The organism is Pseudalkalibacillus sp. NRS-1564 (assembly GCF_050467905.1).
Lineage (GTDB): Bacteria > Bacillota > Bacilli > Bacillales > Guptibacillaceae > Guptibacillus > Guptibacillus hwajinpoensis_B.
Genome location: NZ_JBITPM010000032.1, coordinates 44,494 through 61,650, shown reverse-complemented (window position 1 = coordinate 61,650; position 17,157 = coordinate 44,494). Strand labels below are relative to the sequence as shown.

Annotated in this window: 20 protein-coding genes and 1 riboswitch; of the genes, 6 read left to right on the top strand and 14 right to left on the bottom strand. The window is 40.2% G+C overall.

The genetic code is table 11. The features are described 5' to 3' along the window. Positions 1 to 18 precede the first annotated feature (18 nt). The 4 genes from ACIFPW_RS15210 to ACIFPW_RS15195 form a co-directional block, all read right to left on the bottom strand. On the bottom strand, positions 19 to 585 hold the full coding sequence (locus ACIFPW_RS15210; RefSeq protein WP_430245509.1) for a GNAT family N-acetyltransferase: 567 nt from the start codon (positions 583 to 585) through the stop codon (positions 19 to 21). A 15-nt stretch (positions 586 to 600) separates the two neighbouring features. Then, positions 601 to 1,281, bottom strand: a complete 681-nt coding sequence (locus tag ACIFPW_RS15205) for an alpha/beta fold hydrolase (protein WP_430245507.1) — start codon at positions 1,279 to 1,281, stop codon at positions 601 to 603. Between the two features lie 164 nt (positions 1,282 to 1,445). Beyond that, a complete protein-coding gene (locus ACIFPW_RS15200; protein ID WP_430245505.1) occupies positions 1,446 to 1,613 on the bottom strand; it encodes a hypothetical protein in 168 nt (55 codons plus the stop codon). A 201-nt stretch (positions 1,614 to 1,814) separates the two neighbouring features. Further along, positions 1,815 to 3,239 (bottom strand): aldehyde dehydrogenase family protein, encoded by a 1,425-nt coding sequence (locus ACIFPW_RS15195; RefSeq protein WP_430245503.1) that lies wholly within the window; start codon positions 3,237 to 3,239, stop codon positions 1,815 to 1,817. A 202-nt stretch (positions 3,240 to 3,441) separates the two neighbouring features. Here ACIFPW_RS15195 and ACIFPW_RS15190 point away from each other — a divergent pair, with 202 nt between their 5' ends. Further along, positions 3,442 to 4,164: a 3-ketoacyl-ACP reductase gene (locus ACIFPW_RS15190; RefSeq protein ID WP_430245501.1), complete on the top strand. Its 723-nt coding sequence runs from the start codon at positions 3,442 to 3,444 to the stop codon at positions 4,162 to 4,164. Positions 4,165 to 4,225: 61 nt separating this feature from the next. Here the strand turns inward: ACIFPW_RS15190 and mmuM are convergent, their stop codons facing one another. The 4 genes from mmuM to ACIFPW_RS15170 all read right to left on the bottom strand — a co-directional run bounded on the left by mmuM (position 4,226) and on the right by ACIFPW_RS15170 (position 8,311). Continuing rightward, positions 4,226 to 5,170: a homocysteine S-methyltransferase gene (mmuM, locus tag ACIFPW_RS15185; RefSeq protein WP_430245499.1), complete on the bottom strand. Its 945-nt coding sequence runs from the start codon at positions 5,168 to 5,170 to the stop codon at positions 4,226 to 4,228. Beyond that, entirely contained in the window at positions 5,145 to 6,548 is a 1,404-nt protein-coding gene (gene mmuP / locus ACIFPW_RS15180; RefSeq protein ID WP_430245497.1) for an S-methylmethionine permease, read from the bottom strand. Before mmuP ends, mmuM begins: the two co-directional genes overlap by 26 nt. 83 nt (positions 6,549 to 6,631) lie before the next feature. Then, a riboswitch (SAM riboswitch) is annotated at positions 6,632 to 6,734 on the bottom strand. 69 nt (positions 6,735 to 6,803) lie between these two features. Next, positions 6,804 to 6,950 carry a hypothetical protein gene (locus ACIFPW_RS15175; protein ID WP_165998898.1) on the bottom strand — a complete coding sequence of 49 codons (147 nt, stop codon included), beginning with the start codon at positions 6,948 to 6,950 and terminating at the stop codon, positions 6,804 to 6,806. A gap of 128 nt (positions 6,951 to 7,078) precedes the next feature. Continuing rightward, entirely contained in the window at positions 7,079 to 8,311 is a 1,233-nt protein-coding gene (locus ACIFPW_RS15170; protein ID WP_430245495.1) for an SGNH/GDSL hydrolase family protein, read from the bottom strand. A gap of 221 nt (positions 8,312 to 8,532) precedes the next feature. Between ACIFPW_RS15170 and ACIFPW_RS15165 the strand changes: the two genes are divergently transcribed. From ACIFPW_RS15165 to ACIFPW_RS15155, 3 genes are all read left to right on the top strand, one after another. Next, positions 8,533 to 8,850 (top strand): ArsR/SmtB family transcription factor, encoded by a 318-nt coding sequence (locus ACIFPW_RS15165; RefSeq protein WP_165998901.1) that lies wholly within the window; start codon positions 8,533 to 8,535, stop codon positions 8,848 to 8,850. Positions 8,851 to 8,916: 66 nt separating this feature from the next. Then, positions 8,917 to 9,345: a DMT family transporter gene (locus ACIFPW_RS15160; RefSeq protein WP_430245493.1), complete on the top strand. Its 429-nt coding sequence runs from the start codon at positions 8,917 to 8,919 to the stop codon at positions 9,343 to 9,345. Between the two features lie 15 nt (positions 9,346 to 9,360). Continuing rightward, positions 9,361 to 9,837, top strand: a complete 477-nt coding sequence (locus ACIFPW_RS15155; RefSeq protein ID WP_430245491.1) for a DMT family transporter — start codon at positions 9,361 to 9,363, stop codon at positions 9,835 to 9,837. Between the two features lie 46 nt (positions 9,838 to 9,883). Here ACIFPW_RS15155 and ACIFPW_RS15150 read toward each other — a convergent pair whose 3' ends face one another. Continuing rightward, positions 9,884 to 11,059: a GNAT family N-acetyltransferase gene (locus ACIFPW_RS15150; RefSeq protein WP_430245489.1), complete on the bottom strand. Its 1,176-nt coding sequence runs from the start codon at positions 11,057 to 11,059 to the stop codon at positions 9,884 to 9,886. Continuing rightward, positions 11,052 to 11,675, bottom strand: a complete 624-nt coding sequence (locus tag ACIFPW_RS15145) for a hypothetical protein (protein ID WP_430245488.1) — start codon at positions 11,673 to 11,675, stop codon at positions 11,052 to 11,054. The genes ACIFPW_RS15150 and ACIFPW_RS15145 overlap by 8 nt, the downstream gene beginning before the upstream one ends. A 157-nt stretch (positions 11,676 to 11,832) precedes the next feature. Between ACIFPW_RS15145 and ACIFPW_RS15140 the strand changes: the two genes are divergently transcribed. Then, positions 11,833 to 12,117, top strand: coding sequence for a spore morphogenesis/germination protein YwcE (locus tag ACIFPW_RS15140; protein WP_165998911.1), 285 nt, complete (start codon positions 11,833 to 11,835; stop codon positions 12,115 to 12,117). A 61-nt stretch (positions 12,118 to 12,178) separates the two neighbouring features. Here ACIFPW_RS15140 and qoxD read toward each other — a convergent pair whose 3' ends face one another. Genes qoxD through qoxA form a run of 4 tightly spaced genes read right to left on the bottom strand, consistent with a single transcriptional unit; the run spans position 12,179 to position 16,026 of the window. Then, the gene (gene qoxD / locus ACIFPW_RS15135) at positions 12,179 to 12,505 is read right to left on the bottom strand and encodes a cytochrome aa3 quinol oxidase subunit IV (RefSeq protein ID WP_194218223.1); all 327 of its coding nucleotides are present in this window, start codon (positions 12,503 to 12,505) and stop codon (positions 12,179 to 12,181) included. 1 nt (position 12,506) lies between these two features. After that, a complete protein-coding gene (qoxC, locus tag ACIFPW_RS15130; protein WP_303532709.1) occupies positions 12,507 to 13,115 on the bottom strand; it encodes a cytochrome aa3 quinol oxidase subunit III in 609 nt (202 codons plus the stop codon). A gap of 14 nt (positions 13,116 to 13,129) precedes the next feature. Continuing rightward, entirely contained in the window at positions 13,130 to 15,073 is a 1,944-nt protein-coding gene (qoxB, locus tag ACIFPW_RS15125) for a cytochrome aa3 quinol oxidase subunit I (RefSeq protein WP_303532711.1), read from the bottom strand. 17 nt (positions 15,074 to 15,090) lie between these two features. Next, a complete protein-coding gene (qoxA, locus tag ACIFPW_RS15120) occupies positions 15,091 to 16,026 on the bottom strand; it encodes a cytochrome aa3 quinol oxidase subunit II (RefSeq protein WP_194218220.1) in 936 nt (311 codons plus the stop codon). Positions 16,027 to 16,356: 330 nt separating this feature from the next. Here qoxA and ACIFPW_RS15115 point away from each other — a divergent pair, with 330 nt between their 5' ends. Then, positions 16,357 to 17,148 (top strand): SDR family NAD(P)-dependent oxidoreductase, encoded by a 792-nt coding sequence (locus ACIFPW_RS15115; protein WP_430245485.1) that lies wholly within the window; start codon positions 16,357 to 16,359, stop codon positions 17,146 to 17,148. Positions 17,149 to 17,157: the final 9 nt, after the last annotated feature.

The window sequence follows — 17,157 nt, the reverse complement described above, 5'->3', positions numbered from 1 at the left end:
AAAAGGATGGTCTTTTTGTTATTCTATTTCTTTTTCAGCAGTCATTGCATAAACCAATTGATCCGTCCACTTCTCATCCTCATAAATGAATCCTTTCCTCACACCCTCATACACCATGCCCACACTTTGGGCTAGCTTAGTCGATGGACTGTTATCCAGGTTAATATGGGCTTCGATGCGATGAAAACCAAGATCATGAAAAGCAATCTGAAGCGCTGCGCTCACCGCTTCTTTGCCATATCCTTTTCGCCAATACTGATTATGGATCGTATAGCCGATCCGTGCCCATTGAAAATTCATTCTTGCTAACGTTGAAAAATCAACCATTCCAATATGGGTGCCATCTTCTATATGAAAAACACCAAACACGTGGGCTGTATCATTTATGGCTAATTCTTGGTGCTTATTCACTAAGTCTCTAAACCACTCTTCTGTACACTGACTCATATCCATCTTCCCAGGATCATAGGCGTGTTGCGAAGGATGCCTTGCATTAAATTCCCGTAACCAGTTTTGATAGTCTTCCATTTTTAATGGTCTGATTACTAACCTTGCTGATTCTTTTTGCAGAATAAACTCACTCAATTGAACACCTCTACCTCATTTGTTAATAAACTGTTGAACCATGCTGTTATATAGATCAGGTTGATCCATATTGGCCGTATGACCAGCATCAGGAATTAGTCCAACGTTTATTTTATCATTGCTTCTTTTCAAAAATTGAATAGCTTCTACTTCATAAAGCTCATTTCCTCCGTTAAGCACCATAAGCGGTACTTCAAGTTCAGCAATCTCATTTTCTGAAACGCTCGGATAATGAAAAGTCATTATTTTATTTACTTTCTGTAACGTATCGAACCATTTATCGCCGTGAATTTGCTTAAAAGAAGCGGCAGTCTCTTCATCGTTTTCTTGAATGTTATTGAAATATGTATATTGCTCTTCCATAATGCTCTTTAAATCGTCCGGTATAAACGGGGTATAGCCTGTTAAAACTGCGCCCTTTACAAGTTCCGGCCATTTTATGGCTAGATGGATGGCTAATGAAGCACCTAAAGATAATCCAACAACATACCCTGGTCCTTTGTTTTTTACTTCCTCCATTACCCACTCTAAAGCACTTTCAAAATAGTTTTCACATGCAGGAATAGTTGAATGACCATGACCTGGTAAGGAAAATGCTACGACCTCCATATCACGTTCAAAAAAAGCTTTCTGATGCTCAAAGTGTAAATCCCCTGTCCCCATAAACCCGTGAAGAAAATAAATTCTTTTCGTCAAAACACAGCCCCCTATTGATTCACATTTTAATAGAATACTTATTTCCTTTAAACTTTAACATAAAATGGTATTCCAGATCGCTGGATGGTAAAATCTTGATGATGATATGTAAATTATTTATAGGAACAACACAGTTCGGTCTTAAACTACTCAACTTACAAAACTTATTTCTTTCTTAAATCAAGCTTTCGATTAATCTCATGAAGTAAATATAGCCCTCGAAGCAAGCAACCTACAATCATACCAAAACCAATGATGTGCCCGATTTCATGCAAGGACAACAATAAAAGTCCAACTACGCTGCTCGCCACGATCAAAAACAAGAGAAACATCTCACACCTCCTAAATTCATACAAAACAAATTTATCATTTCTTCAGTTTAAAATGGTGTTTTGAGCAAAATTAAAAAGATGCTTCAATTGTTTCATGACAAACCTAAATCAGTGATTTGCGCCTATTTTTATCTACATCCAAACCAAAAAGAGCAGCTGCCCTTATGGCAACTGCTCTTTTTCATACTTTATTAATTTTACTTAAGACGGGAATCCTAGTACTGCTTTTGTTTCAAGGTACTCTTCAATTCCAAAGTCCCCCCACTCACGGCCAATACCAGATTGCTTGTATCCACCGAATGGTGCTGAGAAGTCCATATCAGCATTGTTCACTTTAATACGACCGGCACGGATGCTTGTTGCCACTTTGCGAAGTGTTTCTTTATCTTCACCAAAGACATAACCAGCAAGCCCGTAAACAACGTCGTTTGCAATTTCGATCGCTTCATCAATTGTTTCATATGTGATGATTGACATAACAGGACCAAAGATCTCTTCTTGTGCAATCACCATGTCATTTTTCACATCTGTAAAGATGGTTGGTTTTGCATAGTAGCCTTTCTCCAGACCTTCTGGTTTACCAGTTCCACCTGCAATGAGTGTCGCGCCTTCGTCAATTCCCTTTTGAATGTAAGACTGCACGGTATTCCATTGCTTTTCAGAAACAAGTGGTCCTACATAGTTGTTTCCATTAGGATCACCTACTGGGAATTCCGGAAGTACGTTTTTCACAGCTTCTTCAAATTCTTCTTTTCGAGAAGCTGGAATGATCATTCGAGTCCCCGCCGAGCAAACCTGACCGGAGTTTGTTGCAATATGGCTAACCGCAGCTTTAGCCGCTTTAGTAATATCTGCATCTTCTAGCATGACAAATGGAGATTTGCCTCCAAGTTCAAGTGCTACTGTCTTGATCGTTTCTGCAGCGTTCTTCATTACTTTTTCACCAACACCTGCTGAACCAGTGAAAGATACAAAGTCGATATCAGGATGTGAGCTAATGCCGTCACCAATCGTCTCACCTGTTCCGTTCACAAGGTTAAACACACCTTTTGGCACGCCTACTTTATCAAAGATTTCTGTTAAGATAATCGCCGCAAATGGTGTAATTTCAGCAGGCTTTAAGACAACTGTGCTTCCTGCTGCAAATGCGCTCGCAATTTTCGTTGACGATTGGTTTGTTGGGAAGTTCCATGGCGTGATAAGGCCACTGACGCCAACGGGCTCTTTAAAGATTGTATGATCGCCACGATCTTCTGAGAAAGAATACTCTTTCAATGCTTTTGCTGCTTCGGAGAAATGCTGGTAGCCCATGTTGTAATGAACTTTCTCTGAAATTGAACGTGGAGAACCGAGTTCTTGTGTAATCACGTCAATGATTTCTTCTTTACGGTTGGCATATTCCTCCGCAATGTCTTCAAGCATTTTCACACGTTCTTCTCGGCTTGTTTGTGAGAAAGAAGGGAATGCCGCACGTGCTGCTTTCACCGCTTTATCTAAATCTTCCTTTGTTCCAAGACTAACTTTACCGATCACTTCTTCTGTTGCTGGATTGATTACTTCATGTGTTTCTGAACCTGTTGATTCAACCCATTCGCCATTGATGTAATGTTTTAATTGGTTACGCATGATGTAAAAACTCCTTTTTTATGTTTAGTCGATTTATATTGATTTAGCTTTTCTTCGCTTCCACAGTAACTGTAACCGTTAAGGACTATAGTTAAACATGCGGATGCTTTTATTAAACTTAGAAAGCGGTTGCTAATCTTTGAATCTCTGCTCTGCTAGCTATAGACTAGAAAGTAGGAAATTGGAGAAAGGATGATACAAAATGGGACAAACAATTAAAGGAAAAATTGCGTATATTACAGGCGCAAGTAGCGGTATCGGACGCGCGACAGCTCTTCAGCTTGCAAGTGAAGGGGTTCGTGTTGGCTTGATCGCTAGAACCGAAAGCAAGCTAAACGAAGTCGCTAAGGAAGCAGAATCTTACGGAGTTAAAGCGATCGTTGCCCCTGCTAACATTGCAGAGATTGAGGAAGTCAATAAAGCCATCGATCACTTGAAAAACGAACTCGGCTCGGCAGATATTTTGATCAATAATGCTGGAATGGGACGTTACGGATCGTTCTTAGAGATTGAACCCGATGACTGGAAGGAAACATTCGAAGTAAATGTTTATGGAACGTATCATGTAACACGGGCTGTTCTTCCACAAATGATCGAAAAAGACAGCGGTGATATTATCACAATCTCGTCAAGTAGTGGTTTAAAAGGGACTGCTGGATCTACGTCATATAGTGCTTCTAAATTCGCCATTCAAGGGATGACCGAAGCGCTTATGCAGGAAGTTCGTCGAAATAACATTCGTGTATTTACTCTTAATCCAAGCCTTGTTGCGACTGAACTCGTCTTTGGTGACAAGCTTGATGAGCAAGATAAAGAGAAATACATGCAGCCTGAGGACCTTGCCGAATATATGGTAGGTCAATTGAAGTTGCACCCACGGATTTTCATAAAGCAGTCATTGCAGTGGGCGACGAATCCGTTTTAAACTAAATTCACTAAATGAAAGGAGATAACGGCACAGCCGTTATCTCCTTTCATTTGATTTTCTACTGTCGCCATTTTTCATAAAGTCGCTTGATCTGTTCAGGACTTGTCCGACAGCACCCACCAATTAATCGTGCACCTGCTTGAAACCATTCATTTGATCCATCGACAATTCCATCACACGACTCACCCTCCCGCCATGTTTTGGTCTTAGCGTCATAAAATTCTCCTGAATTAGGATACACAATAATCGGTTTATCGGTTCGAGAAACTAATTGATAAATCGCTTTTGTCACAAGCGAAGGAGACGCACAGTTAATGCCGATTGCCGTAATTTGCCCATTTTCCTTAAAGTATTGAGAAGATGCTTTTAAAGATGTTCCATCGCTCATTTTTTCTTCACTTTGAATGGTGAAGGAAAGCCAAGCATAAGTGGATGGAAACTCTTGTAATAGGCAACTTAAAACTTTCGCTTCTTGAAATGATGGAATCGTTTCAAATGCTAAAACATCAGCACCTGCCTCAATTAATGCTTCTATTCTTGGGCGATGAAATGCGGTAAGTACCTCGTCGCTAACATTGTAATCGCCTCGATACTCCGATCCATCAGCTAGGTACGCCCCAAAAGGTCCAACGGAAGCTGCGATAAAAGGTTTTGGGCGATTCAACTTTTCCTCTCGCTCCCAGAAATCATCACGGGCCTTTCGTGCGAGAAAAACTGTTTTCTTTATTAAGTCCATTGCCTCTCCTTCACTTAAACCTCGAGATGTTAATCCTTCCATTGTAGCCTGATAACTTGATGTAATGGCACAATCTGCACCTGCACGGAAATAATCGAGGTGAACCTGATAGATGAGCTCTGGATTTTCAAGCAAAACGCGCGCAGACCAAAGTGGGTCATTTAAGTTACACCCATATTTTTCGAGCTCTGTCGCAAGGGCCCCGTCCAATATTACCAAATTAAAATCTTCTAAAATTGCCTTAATAGGATTTTGATTCTGCCACATTACTTATTCCCCTTTTCTTTACTCGTTTTGTTAAATAGTAACTTCCATAACATAGTGCAATAAACGGTATCCCACAGTACAATGCCACTCGCTGGGTCGGATCAAAAGCAATGCCAATCAAGGAAGCCAGACATAACAAGAAGGCTAGAATCGGAACGACAGGATAGAAAGGCGTTCGATAACGAAGGTTTTTAATGGATTTTCCTTCTTTTACATATTTCTTTCTAAAAAGAAATTGTGACGCACTAATACTCATCCATACAATGACAACAGCAAGCCCGGAAATAGAGACAAGCACCACATAAACGGTATCTGGCGCAATGATGCTTGAAAGTAGTGCTAGTGCTCCGCCTAACATACTTAATATCACAGCAGGAAGAGGGACACCATTTTTGTTGAGCCTAGCAAAAATAGGAGAAATCATTTGCTTGTCTGAAAGTGACCAGAGCATTCTCGACGAAGCATATAACCCTGAATTTGCAGCGGATAAAATGGCTGTAAGAATAACAAAATTCATTATATCTGCCGCATATGGAATTCCAATTATTTCAAGTACTGCAACAAATGGGCTTTCTAGAACTCCAGCTTCTGATGCTGGGAGAAGAGCTGATAAAATAAAGATTGAACCGACAAAGAATAGAATGAGCCGAATTAACGTGGTGCGAATGGCTTTTGGTATGGTTTTCGCAGGATTTTCTGTTTCTCCAGCTGCAATTCCAATGAGTTCAGTTCCAGAGAAAGCAAAATTCACTGCCAGCATCGTCATTAATATGGCAAATACCCCATTCGGAAAGATCCCTTCATTTGTAAAGTTAGCAAATAACGATGCATTCGCACCAGATTCCATTGGAATAAACCCTACGATTGCTGCGGCACCTAAAATAATGAACAACACAATAGCCAGAACCTTTACAAGGGCAAACCAGAACTCACTCTCCGCAAAAAATTTCACAGTCAAAATATTTAAAATGAAGATCACTGCAGCAAACAAGCCGCTCCAAATCCATACACTAATAAGTGGAAACCACCTCTGCATGAGCATACCCGCAGCTGTAAACTCAGAACCTAGCGCAACTGTCCAGGTTAGCCAGTACAACCAGGCAACTGTATAACCGGTCCCTCCGCCAATGTATTGAGCCGCATAGCTATGAAACGCACCTGTCTCAGGCATATGAACCGCTAGCTCTCCCAAGCACAGCATGACCAGGTAAACGACAAGTGCGCCTACCAGATAAGATAGGATCGTCCCAACAGGACCAGCTTGTTGGATCGTGTAGCCAGAACTTAAAAACAATCCCGTACCGATGACCCCTCCGAGTGAGAGCATCACTACATGTCTTGATTTCATCTCCCTTTTAAAACCCTGTTTGCTTTCCATATTATTTCTCCTTACTTTTCCATCCAGAAAAACAAAAAAACGCACTCGAATGGAGTGCGTAACTGACAAAATAAAACCGAAGGCTCTCATCTATCAGGTTTATCACCCGCTGGAGTTAGCACAGTATCCAATGGACCTGTTGCTGAGGTTTCAAAGGGCCAGTCCCTCCACCTCTCTGGATAAGAAAATATATTTTAACAAAAATATCAATTTACTCACGGTTTGTCAAGGTAGGATAGCAACAACGACGCTTCACTAAATATCCTTTTTCCACTGACGACTACCTTGCATTTGTCTTTGGACAATTGTCTTCATACCATTTCTTTTCTTCATTGTTGAAAATCGCGTCATCGCTTCCCTCATATCTTTCTCCATTTGCTTCAACACGTACTCATTTTCCATTCCCTTTCCCTCCTCCAAAAAAAGATGGCTCCCCCTAAGAAAGTGGAAGCCATACCATGATGTGAGAACGTATATTCGGTTGATAACCTAAGTTTAGCGAACATTCGTTCTTTTAGCAAGGATTACTTTTATTTAAATATCGAAAAATCCACCTCATCTGCCATCTTTTTATACCCTTCATCATTCGGATGCAAATGATCCCCAGAATCATACTTCGAGAGAAACTTTTCTGGATCATCTGGATCTCTTAATGCTCTATCAAAATCAATGACAGCATCAAATTCTCCGCTCGTTCGAATCCACTCGTTCACTTCCTGGCGGGTCTTTTCTCCCTTTTTTGTAAACATACTAGAATCTTTATAAGGAGTTAATGTACCTCCATATATGGGAAGACCCTTTTCGTGAGTTGCTTTAATGATTTTTTTCATTCGATCAATGATTTTCTTTGAATCATATTCAGGATAGTGTCTTAAATCATTAATGCCCTCATGTAGGATAACACCTTTGATCCCTTCTTGACTTAGCACATCTCGTTCTAATCTTGCAAATGCATTCTGCCCTTTTCCTTCTTCACTATTGATTAAATGGTTAGCAGAAATCCCTGCATTTAATACAGACATTTTTACGTCAGCGTCTTTCGCATTCATTCGATTAGCAAGATAATCTGGCCAACGTCGGTTAGCGTTTAACGTGGAATAGTTGCCGTTTGCAATTGAGCTTCCCATTACAACGACAGATCCTTCTACAGATTCGTCAGGCACAACCTCTAAACGGTCTAGCCAGAACCAGGCTTCTTCTTTTGATGTGTATGCAGAGTCCTCTACATCTCCGGCATGATTTCCTTTCTCAGACATATATACCGTTTGATTTGAACGCTGGTGCCACGTTGTTGGGCCTGTTTCACGATCTACATACAAACTAACCGTTACATTCTGGTCTGCACTTACCGGAAAGTCAATCGCATCGCTATATTGCGTTTCTCCTTGGGGAATCGTTACAGCTTCTTTGCTACCAAATGTAATAAGCTGATCGGTCTCCTTTTCAATATTTGCGCCATCCCTAGATGTCGCAACTCTCACTTCTTTTATAGATAAAGGAAGTGAACCAAATTCATTGGATAATCGAATTCGCATTTTGTCCCCTTCCATATGCGGGCGAAGAATTAATCGGATTGTTTGATCCTTAAATCCCTCATGAGAATTTCCATCTTTAGCTGGGGCCTGCATGCTTGCTGTCCATGAACCTACCCATTCACTCTTCTTGGCTGCATCCTTCATAGAAGAAGGCCATCCTTTCGCGCTTACTACACTTAATAATCCAGCTATAAGAATCAGTACGAATAATGTTACGATACGTGTCATTGTTTACTCGCCTCTCGTTTACAGTTTCATTTAACCTCTATTAGTTATCCTTACAAAAGGCTTCGTCCATCATAACTAGCCTCAGTTGGTCTTAATCTTTCTGTCTCTAAATTGTTAATAAACAGAATACCCTTATTCGATTTAATTGATGCCGCTCTCTCTTAAGGTAAAGGATTTGCAAACCGTTTGACATATCGATGATCATCGATTAGTATAAAGCCATGGAAAATTACGTCGATATTTTTAAAGTGCTGGCAAATGAAACACGTATTGATATGTTAATGTGGCTCAAGAATCCAATGGATCATTTTGAGAAACCAACCGCACACCTTTCTAAAAACATCAGTGAAAAAGGCGGCGTTTGCGTTGGCGACATTCAAGAAAAAGCAAACATGTCCCAATCGACCGTTTCACATTATTTATCCATGATGCAAAAAGCCGGACTCCTAGAGTCTGAGCGACATGGAAAGTGGACCTATTACCGTAGAAATGAATCCACTATTCAACAAGTCGCTGCTTTTATTGAAAAAGAGCTCTAAGCTCTCTTTTTTTTAGTAAACATATCGACATTCCTCGAAATATAAATTTGTCAGGAGTTGGTCAGCTTGAAAATTGGTATTTATCTTCTCGCCTTACTAGCCGGTGCTGCTTTAAGCGTAGAAGGAGCAATCTATGGAGAGTTAGGCAAGTCAATCGGAAAATTAGAGAGCAGCTTCTATAATTTTGCTGTAGGTACAATCATTATTGGGATTGTTGTGCTATTTCTCGGAAAAGGATCTCTATCTTATACATTTAAAGCACCGAAGTGGCAGCTATCCGGAGGTTTTCTAGGCGTCATTTATTTAACCATTCTTGTCATCGGTATCCCTATCGTAGGTGTAGGTCTCGCGATGATCAGTGTCATTGTAGGTCAGATGGCTATGAGCATGATTATTGAACATAAAGGCTGGTTGGGAAGTAAAGCAACAAAGGTAAAAAAGGAAAAAATTATGGCCGTTTTATTAATGGCCATTGCTCTTATCTTAATCTTTTAAGGAGTTGTTTAATCGATGTCGATTCTTATTCTACTCGCCTCTGTCTTTGGCGGTATTTTTCTAAGCGCTCAATCTTCCATCAATGGGGCTTTTAGTAAAAAAGCAGGAACATTTGAGAGTACATTTATTACTTTTATCACTGGGGCTATGATTTTATTTATCGTCATTCTTTTCTTTGGGAATGGAGATTTGCTTAAAATACTTGAAGCGCCGAAATGGCAGCTTAGTGCCGTTTGGTTTGGAGTAGGTTATCTTTTTCTTACGATTCTTGCTGTTCCAAAGATTGGTGTCATTGCAGCTAATATTTCAACCGTAATCGGTCAGCTATCTATGGGAATGCTAATTGACCACTTTGGTTGGTTCGGTGGCTTACAAGTTTCCTTTGATGTAAAACGATTGATTGCTATCTTATTAATGCTTGTCGCTTTACGTTTAATATATATTGGAAATATGAAGGCTGAAAAAGAAGCTTCGACTGAAGTCCATGATTGAAGCAAAAAATCCATTCTCTCATCGTATGAGAGAATGGATTTTTTCATTAGAAGAAGTCCATGAAATTTGTTTCCTTTGCGGAACGTATGCGTTGCAACCGCGCTACATCTTCCTTTGATCCTTCTAATAAACGAGCTTCATAAAGAAAGAAAGGATCTTGGTAGCCAGTCAAGACAGAAGTTAGCGTATTAATGGTACATCGAAGGCCTCGTTTTGGTGGATGAGCACAAGCTGCATTCAATTTATCTCCCTTAAATACCCTCACTCCTTCAGCATCAATCAGATAGCTTCCATTATTCCACTCTGCCTGATCATCCGTAATATGGAGAAAGAGAGTCTCACCTGACTTTAACGTAAACGGATATTCTCTAAGAAAATTCTCGACATCAACAATGCGTGCCATAAAGTACGGCTCGACCGTTGTTTTCACTTTAGGATTGGCTAATAAAAAAGTGAACTGGTCGCTTTCATTTGTTAGAATCGTAGCGTGATCAACCATAGAATCGTGCTGACAGAGATAATTCCACAATCCTCTTCTTGCTTCCCCATCTAAACAAACCATTTCTTCAACCTCTAATGTTCGATTCTCTATTTTGTAATAAATGTATCCGGATATACACCCCTCTTCATTTGTATAAGTAGCAAAACGAAAACCTTTCGAATAAACACGTTCCTTCCACCAATTTTCCGTTCGAACGAGCATACCATTAAAGCGAATCGCAAACGCTTCGTAAACAGGATTCAGAACTTCAAAGACGTCATCAAGTTCAACACGTCTTACTTTTCCACTTACAGCAAGAAGAGGCTTAAGATCCTGCGCTTTCAACTCTACCTTCTTCCAGTTATTCAAAACTTCATATCCAAATTTTCGATAAAAAGAAATTTGAAATGGATGGAGAAAAGAGATTGTTTGGCCTTTTTGTTTCATTTCAAAAAGACCATTTCTAAGCAGACGTGCTACCCTTCCCCCTCTTCTATGTTCGGGATAAGTTGCGACTGATGCAACGCCACCCATCTTTATTTTCTTTCCGCCTAGCCAAGTTTCAAAATCGATTAAATGTAGCTTCGCAGCAAGTTCATCCCCCTCGAAATCGCCCCATATTTCATGCTCGCTATACCCTTTGATTTTTTCATCTAACTCTTCTTTAGGCACTGTATATTGGAACGCATATTCTGAAAGTCGTACTGCATCGATTACTTCGTTTTTTTCTAATTTACGCATGTTTTCGCTCCTTACCGTTTTTAGTAATGACAAGAGATAATGGGCCGATAATGGGAAGCAACGCGATCCATCCCGCTACCCCATCTCGATCTCTTAAAGCAACGATTGAAAGCCCGGTTAATACAAGAAAATCAATGGTCATCACATGAACAAAATTTGATTCCAGAAAAGCTTTTTGGTAAATAGTCGCCTCTCCTGCAAAAAGCCCATACATCATCAAACCAAAAGTTAGTCCGATTAGAACAATAGACAGACCTCTCGATTGAAGAAATTTCCTCACCTTATTTGGTGTTCGATTCGAACGTTCTTTATTTTTATTTAAAATAAAGTAGGGAAGCAAACTAAAAGCACCTAATACAAAAGAACCTACAACAAATGGCCATGCTGGAACTGATCCACTATCATTCCTTAGAAGAAGAATAGCAAATACCGCTGGAAAAACGCCAAGTAAGGAAAACATAGCAAGTAAACCTGCGTCTGGATCATTCATCTTTAGGAGGTCTGAGAGATAAGAACCATTGCCATCCGGTGCTAGAAAAACAGAATATAAAATGAATCCAAGCCATATAATAAGAAATGAAACCCTGCTCATCATCAACCCTACTTTCTCATTCATTTTCTTAAATCATAAAGTGATCGCAAAAAAATCTCAAATATATGTAGAATTTTCAAACAATTGTGGTATACTAATTGTAACAAAACATTCACAAATTATCCTTTAATTCGACACAAGTTTAATTTGTAAGCGGTATCACTAAAAGGAGTTGTTCACTATGGATGTCTATATGGTCTATCTTTTCGTTATCACGGCTACACCGTTGTTTCTGTGGCAGGATTATAAGAAGCTTGCATTGGTTCACACACCGTTTATTGTGGCAATCTGGGCACTGCTAATTTTCTACATTGGTGGCGGTATGACTCCGGTAGCACATACACTCTTTATTACACTTTTTGCGATTAACGTTTTATTTGCACACATAGCTGCTTACCTTATCTTTGCTCGTCCATTTCTTAAGGAACGTCAGCTTGCAAAGAAGATGCCACAAACAGAAGAATAAAACAACTTAACTTTTAAACAAAAACCGTTGTTTCCCTTAGAGGGAAACAACGGTTTTTTAATTACATGTTCATATTGTGCATGCCGAATGACATAACCCAGATTGTACCGGCAACGACTGCAACCGCAATGAAAACTGCGTAAAGAATCGTTCCGACCTGAATTCGGCTACTATCACTCTCAGTAATGTGCATAAACATTAAGAGTTGAATCGCTGCCTGAATCAATGCCAGGATGACAACAATAATCATAATCGTTCTAAAACTAAAGTCTGAAGCGAATCCGACCCATAAAGCAAGTAATGTTAAAACGATCGATAGACCGAAACCAACTAAGTGGCTCCATGGGAAGTGGCTATGACTATTTGTCTGCTCGTTGTTTGAGGCCATCTTACATCACCATCCCATACAAGTAGACTGCTGTGAAGATAAAGATCCACACAACGTCAAGGAAGTGCCAGTATAAACTTGAAATAAAGACCTTCCTTGTTGTGTCAGGTGTTAACCCGCGCTGTTTTAACTGAATCAAGATAAGAATGATCCACGCAATACCCATAGTAACGTGGGCACCGTGCGTTCCGACTAATACGAAAAAGGCAGACCAGTATGCACTCGTTGTTAGTGCAGCACCTTCATGAATGTAATGAACAAATTCATAAATTTCAAATCCTAGGAATCCTAAACCTAATGCGAGAGTAATACCTAACCAGAGAAACAATCCTTTAAGAGAATGATTTCTCATATAGTGAATAGCAAGTCCACATGTGAAACTACTTGTTAGTAGCAAAAATGTTTCAATTAACACACCACTAATTTCAAAAAGCTCTTCTGGTCCTGGACCGCCAGCTGTACGACCAACTAATACTAGATAAGTAGCAAACAGCGTTGAGAACAAAGCGATTTCGGCACCGAGGAAAATCCAGAAGCCTAGAATATTCAGTCGGCCAGTTTCCGACTGATATTCTAAAGGCGTGTTAGGAGAATATTCGACTGATTCCATGCTTCACGCCTCCTTTATAGTGTAGTTTTTTTCTCATCTTCTTCTATTTCTTCTACGCTAACGTAGAAACCTTTATCATAATCAAATGAACGGATCACCATTGTTGCAAGGACACCAATTAGTCCAAGAATCGACATCCAGTTCCAAGAGAATACCATACCAAATCCTGCAATAAAGAAGAATACACTCATCACAATCGGCACGCCAGAGTAACTAGGCATATGAATTGGTTTATAAGGTTTCTTCTCAGGTGTTTTCCCTTGTTTCTTCTCTTCTTTCATAATCCAGAATGCATCATGTCCTTTCGCTTCAGGAAGATGAGCGAAGTTATAATGCGGTACTGGAGCTGGTGTTGACCATTCAAGTGTTCTAGCATCCCAAGGGTCACCAGTTGTTTCACGTGGAGAGTAACGGAAGCTATAGTAGATGTTATAAACAAGAATCAAGAATCCGATTCCCATTAGCATACCACCGAACGTAGCAAGTACGTTCAAGCTCATCCATCCGTCTCCAATTCCATATGTGTAAATACGACGAGGCATTCCTGCAAGACCTAGGAAATACATCGGGAAGAAACATAAGTTAAATCCTGCAACGAAAATCCAGAAACTCCATTTACCAAGACGCTCGTTCAAACGGTGATTGAACATTTTTGGATACCAGAAGTATAGACCAGCAAAACAAGCATATACAGTACCCGAGATGAGCACGTAGTGGAAGTGAGCAACTAGGAAGTACGTATTGTGGTACTGATAGTCAGCAGCTGCCATCGCTAGCATAACACCTGTTACCCCACCGATAACGAAGTTCGGGATAAAGGCAAGCGACCAAAGCATCGCTGTCGTAAATCGTATTCGCCCTTTGTACAGAGTGAATAGCCAGTTAAAGATCTTCACACCTGTCGGAACGGCGATTAACATCGTAGTGATGGAGAAGAATGAGTTAACTGCTCCACCTGCTCCCATCGTAAAGAAGTGGTGAACCCATACTAGGAAGCTTAGTCCGGCAATAACGACCATGGAATAAACCATTGCTTTATAACCGAAAAGTGTCTTACGTGCAAATGTACTAATAATTTCTGAGAACATACCAAACGCCGGAAGAATAACAATGTACACTTCAGGGTGGCCCCAAATCCAGAAGAGGTTTGCCCAAAGCATTGGCATACCGCCATCCATCATTGTAAAGAAGTGACTTCCAAACAGACGATCAAACGTCATAAGTGCAAGTGCCACGGTAAGAACCGGGAATGCAAAGATGATGATAACCATCGTAATTAATGAAGACCATGTAAACATAGGCATTTGCATAAGCTTCATAGATGGTACTCTCATTTTCAAAATCGTAACGAGGAAGTTAATACCCGTTAATAATGTACCGATACCTGCAATTTGTAAGCCGAGTAAGTAATAGTTCTGCCCTACTCCTGGGCTTAGTTCGAGACCAGCTAATGGAACATAACTTGTCCAACCAGCAGATGGAGATCCACCAATAACAAATGAAATGTTAAAGAGCATAGCCCCCATGAAGAAAGTCCAGAAACTTACTGCGTTTAAAAACGGATAAGCAACGTCTCGTGCACCAATTTGTAATGGTACAACAACGTTTATTAAACCAATTAAGAACGGCATAGCCATGAAAATAATCATGATTGTTCCGTGCGTTGTAAATATTTCATTATAGTGGTTCGCATCCAAAAAGCTTGAATCTGGAACCGTTAATTGCGCCCTCATGAGCATGGCATCTACACCACCGCGGAAAAGCATAAGAACTGCCGCGATGATATACATGATACCGAGTTTTTTATGGTCAACAGTGGTTAGCCATTCCGTCCATAACCATTTCCACTTTTTGAAATACGTTAAGGCGAAGATTGCGCCAATCAATGTTAGTGCAATTGATACATCCGCCCCATAGATCAGCGGATCCCCGGTGACAAAAAATTCATCCAATTTCATGGTGTCTTCCTCCTCTCTTAATGCGAGTGTTCCTCGGAATCTTTTTCAGAGTCTTCATGGTTCATTTCTGAATGATCCATTTCTGAGGACTCATCTTCATCAGTTGATTCGCCATTACGGACCTTTGTTGCGTATTCAGCGTCCATTCCATGATCAACCCACTGAAGGTGAGTTTCTGAGAATGTCTGCTCTTCTGTATGACCTTTAAGCATCAACTCATTGTATTTCTCTTGAGTAAGTTCAGGTGCGTCTTGCGCCTCTTCTACCCACTCATCGTAATCTTCTTGAGATTCAGCTGTTACAGTAAATACCTGCTCAGTAAATCCTTCACCAGTGAAGTTGGCATTACGTCCGCGATACTCACCAATTTCATCAGCTTGCAAATAAAGTTCTGTCATCATGCCAGACATTGTGTATTCCTGCCCACCAAGTGACGGAATCCAAAATGATCCCATTGAATCTGCCGATGCTAATTTAAATAGAATTGGGTGATCTTCAGGGATATGAAGATAGTTCACCGTTTCAATATTTTCTTCTGGATAGCTAAACACCCATTTCCAATCGACTGATGTCGCATGAATCACGATTGGATCTTTATGAGACGTCGCTTCCGGTGCCTCTTCTAGTGCAAAAATCGTTTGTACAGTCGGCACTGCAAGGACAATAAGAATAATTACCGGAATTACAGTCCAAACAATTTCAAGGAACACATTCCCCTCGATATGTGGAGGTTCGTATTCAGGACCACTCTTACGCTCACGATATTTAACAAGGATGAGTGTAAATAGCACGAACACGACCAAAACAATAAACAGCATAAAGCCAATAGAGAAAAGAATTAAATTCGCTTGTTGTTCTGCTACAGGTCCTTTTGGATCAAGAACGGTTAAGTTACTACAGCCACTCAATACCATCACTGCAAGAAACATACTGAGCGCAAAAAATGATTTCATTCGCTTCACCGCCAGGCCACCTTCCTTTCTTCCTATATATTAGTTAAGTAGATTTTAAACAAAAAATGACAGAAACAACTGTTACCATTGGCTATTGTAGCAGGTTCCTTTCATAAATGTGACAGGTGTCACAAGATGTCAAAAGTTGCTCATGTATTTATCACTTTTTTGTCACATTCCATACATATTTTGTTCAAATTTGTGGAACGATTTAACTTTAATGGATATAACAGCGCTTGCTTTACTCGTCTCTTTTTTTTTCAGGCACGATCGTTGTCTGTTCAATAGACTAATTGATAAAGTATGACTGTATTTTGAAAGGAGAATATCATGAACTTACAATTAACTGACAAACTAGCACTTATTACAGGATCAACATCCGGAATAGGTAAAGGAATTGCGGAAGCATTATTAAAAGAAGGTGCAGAAGTTATTATTAACGGACGTACGGATGAGCGTGTACAGGATGTGGTAAAGGAACTATCATCACTCGGAAATGTACACGGTGTGGTTGGAGATCTTTCAAAGCAAGACGAAAGTAAGCAACTCATTGAAGAAGTAAACAAGATTGGTCAGCTCGACATCTTAATTAATAATATGGGGGCATTCGAAGTTAAGCCGTTCACAGACGTATCAGACGAAGAGTGGATGAGTTATTTCCAAACAAACGTCATTAGCGCCGTGAGACTGAGTCGCGAATTTCTCCCTGCTATGCTATCAAGGGATACAGGACGAATCCTGAATATCGCGAGTGAAGCAGGCGTTAAACCACTATCCCAAATGCTTCCATACTCGGTAACGAAAAGTTCTTTAATTAGCTTCTCACGCGGACTTGCTGAAATAACAAAAGGCTCAAATGTTACTGTTAACTCTGTACTACCAGGTCCTACATGGACAGATGGCGTAGCAAGCTTCATGGAAGGCGCAGCTGCCGAAGAAAAGAAAGATCTTGATAACTTTACACGAGACTACTTTAAAGACAACGAACCAACATCGTTAATTCAACGTTTTGCACGAGTCGAAGAAGTGGCAAACACAGTAGCCTTTCTCGCGTCCCCATTATCATCAGCGATAAATGGATCAGCTCAGCGTGTAGAGGGCGGAATTATTCGCTCCGTTTAATAGCACCAT